At 45.3% G+C, this 11,766-nt stretch carries 11 protein-coding genes; 1 reads left to right on the forward strand and 10 read right to left on the reverse strand.

What is annotated here, in order from left to right:
- Positions 1–2: 2 nt before the first annotated feature.
- The 9 genes from LJE72_RS00690 to LJE72_RS00730 all read right to left on the reverse strand — a co-directional run bounded on the left by LJE72_RS00690 (position 3) and on the right by LJE72_RS00730 (position 10,081).
- The gene (locus LJE72_RS00690) at positions 3–1,418 is read right to left on the reverse strand and encodes a UDP-N-acetylmuramoyl-tripeptide--D-alanyl-D-alanine ligase (protein WP_229245364.1); all 1,416 of its coding nucleotides are present in this window, start codon (positions 1,416–1,418) and stop codon (positions 3–5) included.
- Positions 1,399–2,889 carry a UDP-N-acetylmuramoyl-L-alanyl-D-glutamate--2,6-diaminopimelate ligase gene (locus LJE72_RS00695; protein WP_229245365.1) on the reverse strand — a complete coding sequence of 497 codons (1,491 nt, stop codon included), beginning with the start codon at positions 2,887–2,889 and terminating at the stop codon, positions 1,399–1,401. Before LJE72_RS00695 ends, LJE72_RS00690 begins: the two co-directional genes overlap by 20 nt.
- A gap of 99 nt (positions 2,890–2,988) precedes the next feature.
- Positions 2,989–5,043 (reverse strand): penicillin-binding transpeptidase domain-containing protein, encoded by a 2,055-nt coding sequence (locus LJE72_RS00700; protein WP_229245366.1) that lies wholly within the window; start codon positions 5,041–5,043, stop codon positions 2,989–2,991.
- 53 nt (positions 5,044–5,096) lie between these two features.
- The gene (locus tag LJE72_RS00705; RefSeq protein WP_229245367.1) at positions 5,097–5,588 is read right to left on the reverse strand and encodes a septum formation initiator; all 492 of its coding nucleotides are present in this window, start codon (positions 5,586–5,588) and stop codon (positions 5,097–5,099) included.
- A gap of 29 nt (positions 5,589–5,617) precedes the next feature.
- Entirely contained in the window at positions 5,618–6,550 is a 933-nt protein-coding gene (gene rsmH, locus LJE72_RS00710; protein WP_229245924.1) for a 16S rRNA (cytosine(1402)-N(4))-methyltransferase RsmH, read from the reverse strand.
- Positions 6,551–6,566: 16 nt separating this feature from the next.
- On the reverse strand, positions 6,567–6,998 hold the full coding sequence (gene mraZ / locus LJE72_RS00715; RefSeq protein WP_200797878.1) for a division/cell wall cluster transcriptional repressor MraZ: 432 nt from the start codon (positions 6,996–6,998) through the stop codon (positions 6,567–6,569).
- Positions 6,999–7,287: 289 nt separating this feature from the next.
- Positions 7,288–8,670 (reverse strand): dihydrolipoyl dehydrogenase, encoded by a 1,383-nt coding sequence (lpdA, locus tag LJE72_RS00720; RefSeq protein WP_229245368.1) that lies wholly within the window; start codon positions 8,668–8,670, stop codon positions 7,288–7,290.
- A 306-nt stretch (positions 8,671–8,976) separates the two neighbouring features.
- Positions 8,977–9,498, reverse strand: a complete 522-nt coding sequence (locus tag LJE72_RS00725) for a LysM peptidoglycan-binding domain-containing protein (RefSeq protein WP_229245369.1) — start codon at positions 9,496–9,498, stop codon at positions 8,977–8,979.
- A gap of 385 nt (positions 9,499–9,883) precedes the next feature.
- Positions 9,884–10,081 (reverse strand): DUF1858 domain-containing protein, encoded by a 198-nt coding sequence (locus LJE72_RS00730; protein ID WP_229245370.1) that lies wholly within the window; start codon positions 10,079–10,081, stop codon positions 9,884–9,886.
- 162 nt (positions 10,082–10,243) lie between these two features.
- On the opposite strand from LJE72_RS00730, the gene LJE72_RS00735 reads away from it, so the two are divergent.
- A complete protein-coding gene (locus tag LJE72_RS00735) occupies positions 10,244–10,465 on the forward strand; it encodes a hypothetical protein (protein WP_229245371.1) in 222 nt (73 codons plus the stop codon).
- 68 nt (positions 10,466–10,533) lie between these two features.
- Here the strand turns inward: LJE72_RS00735 and LJE72_RS00740 are convergent, their stop codons facing one another.
- Complete coding sequence (locus tag LJE72_RS00740; RefSeq protein WP_229245372.1) at positions 10,534–11,601, reverse strand: methionine synthase; 1,068 nt, start codon at positions 11,599–11,601, stop codon at positions 10,534–10,536.
- Between the last annotated feature and the right edge of the window lie 165 nt (positions 11,602–11,766).

The following is an 11,766-nucleotide window of genomic DNA, read 5'->3' on the forward strand; positions in this document are numbered from 1 at the left end:
CTCTATCTTTCAAGTTTCGCAGTGATCTCTTCCATTCGCATTCCTCGTGAACCTTTAATGAGAACCCAGGTCCCTGTACCCCACGACGTGAGCAGATCCAGTGCCTTCCCGACCGCTTCTTTATGTGATCCCGTTACCGCAACCTGATTCTCACCATATCCAGCCTTCTGAGCCTCTTGTGCAATCTCTGCCGCCAAACTCCCCACGGTTATTAGCCCGCTTACTCCTAAACTTGCGAGGGTTCGCCCCACTTCTCGATGGCCCGACTCTGCAGAGATGCCGAGTTCATACATATCACCCAAAATTGCTAAGGTCTTGTTCCCGCCTGCCCGCTCTTTGAGTACTTCCAGAGAGGCCTGCATAGAAACTGGATTCGCGTTGTAAACATCATTAATAAGGACGCTTCCCAGTACTCCCTGTCGGACTTCCAACCTCATTTTAGATAATTCCAACTCACTCAGTCCCATACATCCCTTATCCAGTGAAACTCCAAGAACCGTACCCACTGCCAAAGCCGCCAAAGCATCCAATACGTTGTGAGTACCCGGCAACGGCAGATTGGCCGACATTTTCTGATCTTTATAGTTTACATCGAAGGTCGTCCCCAATTCTCCCCAAGGCCGAAGCTGAATTCCTTTAATGTTTGGCTTTGCAAAAGCACCTTCAAGACCATAAAAACAAATTGAATGGAAATCCTCTTTGGCCTTCTGAACTGAGAACCTATCCTCAGCGTTAATTATGGCTATTCCATCATTGGGCAGAGCTTCAACAAGCTCCCACTTGGCTTGGGCAATTCGTTCCTGGGTAAGGAGCAATTCTAAATGAGTTGTGCCAATATTGGTAATTACCCCGATATCCGGTTTTGCAATTTCACATAGACTTTTAATCTCTCCTAAGCCGCGCATACCCATCTCTAGAATTAAAATCTCTGTACTAGGCGGCGCATTAAGGATTGTCAACGGAAGACCTAATTCATTATTATTATTTTCTTTATTGCGATAGACTCGAAACTGTTTTGACAAGACTGCGCAGATCATATCCTTCGTGGTGGTTTTTCCGTTACTCCCTGTAACTCCGACCACCTTGACCTTTAGTTCTGTACGCCAGTTCTGAGCCAGTTCTTGAAGTGCGATAAAGACAGACTTTACAAGCAAAAGAGCCTTTCCTTCCGGAACTTTAAGCTTCGTTTCCGCCCTCTTAAAACGGGCTTCATCCACAATTGCCAGCACTGCCCCATTTTTCCAAGCAACTTCAATATAATCGTACCCATCTACTCGTTCCCCCTGCAGAGCAAAAAACATTTCTCCCCCCCGGGCTTGACGACTATCCAGAATGCACCCTTGTACCTCTGAATTTGGGTTTCCAATTAAACTCCCTTTTGTGACTCGTGCAACTGCTTCAGCTGTCCAATTGCGCATAGCCTAGCCCCCTCAGTGCTTCACGCGCTACTTCCCTGTCATCAAATGGGTGAACCTGAGTCCCAACGATCTGGTAAGTTTCGTGTCCTTTACCGGCGATCAAAATTGTATCTCCCGGCTTCGCCAGGTGGCAAGCCCTCCAAATGGCTTCCCGCCGATCTCGCAAAGTCACGTAATCCTCTCCTGAGACTCCGGTTAGAATTCCTTCGATAATTCGATCAGGATCTTCTGTCCGGGGATTATCTGATGTCACAAAGAGGAAATCGCTCCCTTGCGAAGCCACCTTTCCCATAAGCGGCCTTTTGGTTCGATCTCGGTCGCCTCCGCAACCAAAGACTGTCAAAAGTCTCCCCGTAGTAAAATCCCGAGCCGTCCGAACAACGTTCTCCAAACCATCGGGTGTATGAGCATAATCTACAATCACCTGAAAAGGTTGCCCTTGCCGAACACTTTCAAAACGTCCGGGAACACCTGGAATTTCTGCGAGAGCTTCTGCAACAGCAGATGGCAGATACCCTCGTTCAACTCCCCACGCAAAGGCAGCCAAGGCATTATAGACACTAAAAAATCCTGGAGTCGAAAACCAGATATCTTGCACATTTTCACTAAAGCGAACCTGAAATTGTACCCCCTCTGGGGTAACATCAATATTCTCCGCCCGGTAATCAACAGCGTTGTTAATCCCATAGCTCACTATCGGGGCAGCTGATGTCCTGCTCAATTCTCTAAATGCAGGGTCATCCCCATTTAATATACTAATTTTCCCAAGCGGTTTACTCCCCTTTAAATTTGCAAATAAGAGAGCCTTTGCAGAAAGATAGTCCTCCATTGTTTTATGATAATCCAGATGGTCTTGTGTCAAATTTGTGAAAATTCCAGTATCAAATTCACACCCGGCGACTCTTCCGAGGTCCAAAGCATGAGATGACACTTCCATCACAGCCAAGCTTACTTCTTCAGCAACCATATCCCCTAAAAGTCTTTGGACTTCAATAGCTTCCGGCGTTGTTCTGTCTCCCGGGATATCTCTACCGTTAATTCGGGACCCCAGGGTTCCAATCAAGCCGACCTTCTTACCCTGCTTTATCCCTATTTTCTCAATAAGGTAGGTAATGGTTGTTTTGCCATTTGTACCAGTCACGCCTACCAACTCCAGTTGTTCACTAGGGTAACCATAAACAATAGCAGCCAACGTTCCCATAACTTGGCGCACATTCGAAACCTTAACTTGAGGAACATCGAGTGGCAAAAACCGCTCCACAACTAATGCCACAGCTCCAGAGGCGACTGCATTGGCCGCAAAGTCGTGACCATCTACCTGAAAGCCCGGTACGCAGGCATATAGATCACCTGCTTGAACAAGCCGCGAATCCATTGACATCCCACGGACTGTGACTCGACAATCCCCCGAAGATGCCTGAATCACAATTCCGCTGATTATGTCTGTTAATGATTTGTGCACTGTTGGCATTCCTCATCTTTCCTTTCGCCTTTATAATATCTCAGCTCAAAATATTATCGTAAAAATATTATTGACAAATTAACCATTCAACAGACCTTGGTGCCGCGATTAGCGCCCCAGTGGACTGACTTCAATCGGCAAACGTCCTGTTAAACTGCGAATGGCTTCAATATCCTCATCCCCATCTTCCCACCAAGGAGTGAGAGTTGGTTTGGATGCATCTGCCCCCAGATAGAGGAGAATATTCGATTCAGCTTCTACTTGCGAGTCCCCGTGAGGAATCTGATCCAGCACTACCTCACCTTGGCCCTCAGTCATTGTCTTGAACCCGGCTTGAGCCAAAATCCTTTCCGCCTCAGCTAAAGGCAGACCTAAGACAGAAGGAACTGTAGCCGCCTTCTTAATGGGCGGAAATTCAAGTCCGGGCATAGGCTTGCCAGGTGTCAACGGCGCCTTAGAATCCGGCTTAACACCCAAGTATCTCAAGGAATCGAGCAGAACGGTCTGGACTACAGGAGATGCCACTACACCGCCATAAAAAGGCACACCATCTATTACACACAGTATGGCCAACCTCGGCTTGTCAGCAGGAGCAAACGCTACAAAAGAGGCAACATATTCCCCTTGAATGTACCCGCCATTCTGTACTTTTTGCGCAGTCCCTGTTTTTCCTGCCACACGGTATCCCGGAAGAAAAGAACGACGTCCGGTTCCATTGGTTACCACAGATTCTAAAACCTCGCGTTCCAGCTTTGAAGTATCTTCACTGATAATACGTCTGATTTCTTCTTTTTCAAAAGGGGTAACCACCCTTCCACTGGGGCCAACGATTTCTTTGACAAGCTGAGGTTTCATTAACGTCCCACCATTAGCCACTGCCGAAACTGCAGTTAATAGCTGGATAGGGGTAACGTTATTCGTCTGACCAATGGACATAGTTGCCAAGTCCAACGCAGTGGCCTTTTTCTTATTTGCCAATATGCCCAGAGCTTCCCCTGACATTTCGATTCCAGTCTTTTGACCGAACCCAAAATCCCGCAAATACCTATAGAAATTGTCCATTCCGAGACGTTGTCCCATTTCGATAAAACCCGGATTACAGGAATTTTCGGCCACTTCCATAAAGGTTTGATCACCATGCCCTCCTGCTTTCCAACAACGTACATTCTTCCCTAATACGGTATAAGCGCCTTTATCAAAAAAATGCTCAGTAAGCTTGATTTTCTTTTCTTCGAGAGCTGCCGCCAGAGTAATTATCTTAAAGGTAGATCCTGGTTCATAGCCGTTTTGAATAGCAATATTACGCCTCGTGCTAGGGTCCGCTTCCTGATAGCGATTAGGATCAAAGGTCGGGGCAGAAGCTAAGGCCAGCATCTCTCCGGTATTAGGCTCCATCACCAAGATCGATGCGCTCTTAGGCACTTGTCCGTTCATATTGATTCCTTGACCCATCATTAGCTTTTGCAATTCCCTTTCCGCAAAAGCTTGGATATTCTTATCGATCGTTAATCTCACAGTGTTTCCCTGTTTGGGCGCTAAATACTGATGTTCAGCCTGAGGCAAGGGAATTCCATTGGCCCCAAATTCTTGGAGGATACTTCCCGGAATCCCTTTCAGCTCGGATTCCCTGGTCAACTCTATTCCTTCAAGACCCTGATTGTCAATTCCCGCATACCCGATAATATGGGCAGCCATGGTTCCATTTGGATAATATCGTTGGCTATCCTCCGTAGTTCCTATTCCAGGAAGCGCTAACGCCCTTACTTGGGCCGCCACCTCCGGGCTAACCCGTTTTTGGACATATTCTAATGCTGAACGTTTCGTAATACGTGCTTCAATGTCTTGGGCAGGTTTCCCAAGCAGAGGGGACAAAGTTGCCGCCATCTCTTTGGCTCGGCCAGATTGCCGAACCTCTGCCGGAACCGCATACACTGTTTCAGTGCTGACGCTCATAGCGAGGACATTTCCCTCACGATCCTCGATATTTCCACGTTTGGGAGCCACTGGAACACCGCGAAAATGAGAATCATCCGCTTTTTTGCGCAAATCAGCTCCTTGACTGAGTTGCACGAAACCCAATCGAACAATTAAGACGACCAAAAATATACTGACACACAAAAAAAGAAAAGCGATTCGTTTACGCATGACGACATAAGGACTCACAAGTCCTCACCCCCACCTCTCTGGGGTCTCCGCGTACCCAAAGCGCCTTTCTCTTAACGTTGTGTTGAAGCAAAAAAGCTTGTAAATTTTTGAGAAAATTGTTTAAGTGTCGAGGGTTTAGCCTCAGTAGCCTCTGATGCTTGAGTTTCGGCTTGGGTCAACGGAGCCCCCTTTTGAATTTTGGTCGCAGGTACTACACCTGCCATATACACTTTCCCCGTAGGCTTTTCCATACCCATGGCTAGAGCTGCACTCTCAATTCGTCCTACTGAACGAAGTTTGTCGGCCTCCATTTGGAGCAGATCATTTCTAGTTTTAATTGCGGAAATATCATTTTCTAAGGACCGAATCTGAGCTCCTTGGACGACTGTCAGATGAATTGTTTCCGCTCCAATTGCACCAGTTAAACCAACAATGAATGCCAAAACCATAATACTTTTAATCTTAGAGTATCCTTTCCCTTTTCTCACAGGTTGAGGATTTCTCTCGGCATGGGTTTGCGTCAAAGCCTCCTGCCACTCAACCGTTTCCTGCGCCACTACCATGGGTATTCCTCCTCCTATTGCTTTAGACGTTATATTTTTTCGGCAACCCGTAATTTTGCACTTCTTGATCTGGGATTCTGCTCTACTTCCTCTTCTGATGGAAGGATGGGTTTTCTTGTCAACACCTTGGCAATCATTTTTGCGTCACACCGACAGATCGGTAATTCCGGAGGACACGTGCACCGTCCAAGCCATGATTTCATTCTGTCCTTGACAATGCGATCTTCAAGCGAGTGAAAGGTAATGACACCGACTCGTCCTCCCTGATCCAAACAACTAAGGGCTTGATCCAACACTCTGTCCAAGACCCCCAGTTCATCATTCACTACAATCCTAATAGCCTGAAATGTTCGCTTTGCCGGATGAGGTCCACTGCGTCGAACTGCTGCCGGAACCGCTGCTTTAATGGCCTGAACCAAATCCCCTGTAGTTTCCAGCGGCCGTTCCTTGCGATTTTGGACAATAAATTGTGCAATCCGTTTGGACCATTTCTCTTCACCAAAGTCCCAAATAAGTTGCGCTAATTCCTCTTCAGTCCACGAATTTACAATCTCGCGTGCATTCAGAATGCCCGAAGGATCCATACGCATATCCAAAGGTGCATCCTGCATATAACTAAAACCCCGTTCGGCTTCATCCAATTGAGGAGACGAAACTCCTAAATCAAATATGATTCCATTAACCGGAAGTAAGTCTAATTCTCTTAGAGTTTCCTCCAAGGACTCAAAGTTACGATTAATTAAGGTAACCCGCTCATCCTGCCCAAAAACTTCTTCTGCATGACGGATGGCTTGCCCGTCCTGATCAAAACAGATCAATTTCCCAGAAGGTCCAAGCTTTGATAAAATCCTTTGACTATGTCCGGCACCACCCAAGGTGCAGTCAACGTATCTGCCCGCGGGGTTCATAACAACTGAATCTACCGTCTCATTTAACAACACTGTTACATGATGAAACTCCAAATTAATCCGTTCCTTTCTATATTCCAAGCTGGACCAGGGATTCAGCAGCACTGGCATAAGCACTTTCTGCTTGCTGACTGTATTCTGTCCAAAGTGTCTGGCTCCAAATCTCGACACGACTTGATACTCCCACCAGAACCAGATCTTTCTCTAATTGCGCATAATCCCGCAAATTAGCTGGCAATAGAATTCTTCCCTGCTTGTCCAGTTCACATTCCGTTGCCCCGGAAAAAAAGAAACGAACAAACGCACGCACATCAGGTTGAGTAAACGGCAACTCACGCAGTTTCTGTTCCAAGGTGTTCCATTCTGCACGAGGGTAAACAAACAAACAGTGATCTAAGCCTTTGGTCACAATAAATTGTTCGCCTAAGGCCTCGCGGAATTTGACTGGTATAATCAACCGTCCTTTTCCGTCAATCGTATGAATGTATTCCCCCATAAACATAGTGTTCACCCCACTGACGTGGTTTTCTACCCCACTTTACCCCACTTCATCCCACTATTCTCCATTCGTGAAGATAATCCTGCTACAAAATTCCCGTTTTCAAAGAAAAAATATAAAAACAGGAGGAAGGTCCTATTAAACCAGGGTTAACCAGCTAATAACCATAGGCCTTATAGCTGTCTCCGTCTAATTAAGGGTATAAAACTAAAATTAAAAGAGCCTTTTGACACACCGCAAATTTGAGTGTGTTAAAAGGCTCAAGAAAGTCTATTCGCCTAAGTCTAAAAGACTAAGCTAAATGCAATGGTTTACCGTCAATTCCATGCGCCGCCTCCATAATAGTTTCCGGCAATGTCGGATGGGCATGGACTGTCCGCGCAATATCCTCGGCTGGAAGTCCTTTTTCTACTGCAATTACTAATTCAGCGATTAAAGTGCTCGCCTGCGGTCCCATGATACTTGCTCCTATAACCACTCCTTCAGCATTTGCCAGAATTTTTACGATTCCAATACTTTCACCCAGGGCTAAGGCTTTACCATTAGCGGAAAAAGGAAACTTGCTTACACTGTAATCCTTTCCTGAAGCTTTGAGCTCCTGCTCAGTAAAGCCAACTACAGCAATTTCAGGATGGGTGAAAATCGCACTAGGTATAGCTCTGTAACTCATTTCAACTGAATGTCCAGCGATGTGTTCTACTGCAATGATTCCTTCTTCAGAAGCCACATGGGCTAACATGATTCCCCCGACGACATCACCAATGGCATAAACATTAGGAAGATTCGTTTGCATCTGAGCGTTAACCTTAATAGCTCCTCTGTCTAATTCTAAACCTAAACTATCTGCATCAATTCCCCTCATACTCGGCTTGCGACCCGTAGATAAAAGGACACGATCGGCAGGAATCTCTCTTACTCCTTTAGCATCTTCAATCTGAACGACCAAGCTTTCCCCTTCTTGGCGAATCTGCTTTACCGCCGTCTTCGTCAAAATATCCATTCCACCGCGTTTTAACAAAGGAGTTAACCTCTTTGGAATTTCTTCATCAATCGTAGGCAACAGACTTGGAAGCATTTCCACTACACTTACTTTCACTCCAAAAGCCTCATAAATTGAAGCAAATTCTAAACCAATAACCCCTCCGCCAATAATAACCAGGCGCTCGGGCAGATCTATCCTTTCAAGAATCTCATCACTAGTCTCTACCCCCGGGAGATCAGACCCTGGAATGGGGATACGAACAGGCACAGATCCGGTAGCCAAAATAACATTTTCCGCTTCAAAATGTTCCACACCACTTTCGGTCGTCACTGAAATCCGCCCCGCTTTTTTGAATTCCCCCCAACCTTTCACCACACGAATATTCGCGGCTTTCATCAACTTCTCCACACCAGTGACAAGCGAATTGACAACTTGATCTTTTCGCGCGACTACAGCACCGTAATCCATCCGTTTTTCACCCACAAATAAGCCAAACTCCTCAGCCCGTCCTATCTCACGCCATAAATCTGCACTCTTCACCAAAGCCTTAGTAGGGATACACCCACGGTTCAAACACGTACCACCCAATCGGTCACCCTCAATCAACAGAACCGATAAACCCAATTGGGCGGCTCTTAAAGCACATACATATCCTCCAGGTCCTCCACCAAGTATACCAACCTGATAATCCACATTACCTCTCTCCTTCCATACAATTCTCCATTATTCTATTCAAGCAATCATTTTACCTGCTTAACTATACGAATGACACTAAACCTCTAAACAAATATGTCCAGCACAATTCGATCGTATGCATTCATCTCCAAGGGGTCGTGATACCAGGTCACCCTAAGATATCATACCCGCGGATTAAATAGTCAGTAGTTTGTTTTACAAATGTCAAAAAAGCCTTTTCCGTCATCATTGAAGGATCTAAACTCCAAGTCTGCACTCAGAGTTTAGATCTTATAACATCGCTATTTTTATTAATGCTTGCAATTAACCGTAAAACTCTTCAGTAGATGCTCCAGGTATAAACAGAATTTGCCCTGGATAGATAAGATCTGGATTACGAAGATTGTTTGCAAGAATAATAGCTTGCATTGTCGTGCCGTAGCGTTTAGCAATTTTCCAAACGGTGTCCCCTTTTTTCACAACATAAACTTCAGGTGAGGGAGCAGGCGTTGGCACAGGACAATGATGTTCATGATGATGTCGTTGTTGCATCACAGGTGAACCACATGGTGAACAAGGCATTGGGCCTTCAAGATCAAGCGAAACAAAACCAGGATCCCTGTCAACATCTAGATTAACGAACCCTCCAGGCGGATACATACAAGGACCACCATGCATCATACCTCCTTGCATTCCCGGCATTCCTTGCATACCTGACATACCTTGCATTCCTTCCATTCCTTGCATTCCTTGCATTCCTGACATACCTTGCATACCTTGCATACCTTGCATACCTTGCATACCCGGTGTAAAAGTCGGATTATAAGCAACGGAACGTAATTCCATATCAATTTCCTCCTTCAATATAGCAAGATTAGTTATTCAATCATCATAGGATTTAATTCTTGCTCTTAACTAATAACAATATATGGAATAATATGTTATAATGTGTATGTACATTAAGTAAAGCAAATTTATTTTTAGATGCATTCGACTTCACCTGAAGCTATGAATCTAGCATGTATCTAAATTCAAACAAACCGATTATTTGTAAAACGACTTGTACTCTAACCCATAGTAACAACCAATTAATGATTTAGATTAAATAATCCTGTCCAAAACTTTGCAAAGATTGTTTCTGCTGAGACAAAAAAGAGCCGGTCCTTAATTGACCAGCTTCATTAACTAAAATTAACGTGAAGTATATTCCCCCACATAAGTAAGGATAATTCTATACAGCAGCAATTGCCTTATTCAGTTTTTCAACTAACTCATCTGGACTTTTTCCATGAGTTAAAGCTGCTCCTTCAACACTCTCCATCGCGGAAGACGGACATCCTAAGCAATGCATCCCAAGTTCCAAGAAAACTTGAACTGTTTGAGGATATTGCTTTAATACTTGGCCCACAGTCATTTCCTTTGTTAGCATATAAAAAATTCCTCCTCTGCATTCCTAAGTAAATTACTCGGTTTTATTATAAAGCAAAATTGTCGGATATGCAACCCAATCATCCCCGAAGTCCGATGTTAAAATACCTATATGCAACTTCATACAAACTTTTTTCTCCTGGCACAGGAGCGGGACCTCGACATGGGCAGTACGGCCGATGGAATGAGGGTTGGCACGAGCGCGACGTCTTCACGTAAGCAGAACAGCAAACTTCCGTTTAAACGACCGACCCGAAACGCAGGGCAATGTTCAGGGTGCGCCATGGACAGCATACACACTGCCGACTCATCTGACACGATAGTCTCCAGTGGAGATTATCGCCGTAGGCGGGTTCCTCAAAATAATACTATGGCCGAAGGATGAACCCCGCTCCCCAAAGCCAGTCGCTTAAACGGTTGGTTTGCTCTGCGTCGTTAGCACCGAGCGCCGTGTCACACAAGCCCTCCCCGAATCCCAGCCAAAAGCCCATAAATGTGCTCTGACAACTCTTTCTGGAGCGTACCCGTCCCACAGCTCGGCGTTATCATACTTTGCTGACGAAGCAAACTTTCATCAACCCCACGCTTCACAAGTTCTGAAATATTATCTTCCAGCCGAATTATCAAACTTTCAGCAGTCTCTTCCCAGGCGACTGGATTTGTAGGAACAATACCCCAAGAAAGGACACCCCCGCGCATCAAAAATCTGTTGATAGGCTCAGCTAAAACCATCATGCTCTGCATATAGTCATAAGCATCAAAATTCACGACTACCACCTTCGAGTCAAAAAGAAGGGTCCAATCCATCCCTGCACAGACATGTGCACCAGGAATCCCCCCTTGGCGGAGAATCCCCTCGAAAATCGAGTTTAACTCGGCTATCAGGTTCTCTCGATTTAGAGTTACATGAGTTGAAGCACCAAAACCATAAAGCCCCGGGTCATCAACTGTCATAATCACAGGCAGACCAAACTTTCGGAGTCGTTTCGTTTGCCACTCAGCATGCAAAGTAAGGGTCTTAACCAAAATATCTCGCAGACTCTCATCATAATAACTTGATCGTCTATTTTTATCCGTGATTTGCATTCCCAGCGTCAGAGGCCCGCTGAGTTGCCCTTTAAGTATTACAGCTTCTCGTGTCCCTGAACGTTCTAGATTGCGATAGAAAGCTTCGAATCCTTCTCCCCCCTGCGAACTGAAGCCAAAGCGATTCAAGGCTTGTTCATCTCCCTCAATGCCCTGTAAATAAAGCGAATAAAATTCAGTCATGCGCTCTAGCCAATCTGTCTCCTCAATCTGAAACTTCGGATTCGTGACATCGCCAATAACTCCGGTTTCAATCAAGGCATTGAGGTACTGTCCAATAAAAGAACTCTCAGCCCCCAGGTTAGGAAGCTGAGGCCAATGCGGCGCAAAAGGAACACTATTCCATATTAGATCTAAAGCCTCTTCACTGTTAGTTTGAGGAACACTTCCTACGCCCGTTGCTAAAAAATTAGGTGTAAATCCTTGATTCTTCATATAATTCAACCTACCTATCTAAATAAATTGACTCTGCTGCTCCCATTATAGTACGAGACACAAAGTTAACTTGTTCATTTTAAGCTTTGATCGAGATTCAGTGCCTGATGTCTTAGAAGCCCCCCTCCACAAAGAAGCGGGAGGCAAAGATTAGTATAGGTATAG

This window comes from Desulfosporosinus shakirovi, from assembly GCF_020595055.1.
Classification (GTDB): Bacteria; Bacillota; Desulfitobacteriia; order Desulfitobacteriales; family Desulfitobacteriaceae; genus Desulfosporosinus; species Desulfosporosinus shakirovi.

What these genes read in the sequence shown, in the direction of transcription:
- LJE72_RS00690 (WP_229245364.1), bottom strand. Translation starts at nt 1,418, where the DNA reads ATGCGCAATTGGACAGCTGAAGCAGTTGCACGAGTCACAAAAGGGAGT.
- LJE72_RS00730 (WP_229245370.1), bottom strand. Translation starts at nt 10,081, where the DNA reads ATGCTAACAAAGGAAATGACTGTGGGCCAAGTATTAAAGCAATATCCT.
- LJE72_RS00695 (WP_229245365.1), bottom strand. Translation starts at nt 2,889, where the DNA reads ATGCCAACAGTGCACAAATCATTAACAGACATAATCAGCGGAATTGTG.
- LJE72_RS00740 (WP_229245372.1), bottom strand. Translation starts at nt 11,601, where the DNA reads ATGAAGAATCAAGGATTTACACCTAATTTTTTAGCAACGGGCGTAGGA.
- mraZ (WP_200797878.1), bottom strand. Translation starts at nt 6,998, where the DNA reads ATGTTTATGGGGGAATACATTCATACGATTGACGGAAAAGGACGGTTG.
- LJE72_RS00725 (WP_229245369.1), bottom strand. Translation starts at nt 9,498, where the DNA reads ATGGAATTACGTTCCGTTGCTTATAATCCGACTTTTACACCGGGTATG.
- LJE72_RS00705 (WP_229245367.1), bottom strand. Translation starts at nt 5,588, where the DNA reads ATGGTAGTGGCGCAGGAAACGGTTGAGTGGCAGGAGGCTTTGACGCAA.
- LJE72_RS00735 (WP_229245371.1), top strand. Translation starts at nt 10,244, where the DNA reads ATGGGCAGTACGGCCGATGGAATGAGGGTTGGCACGAGCGCGACGTCT.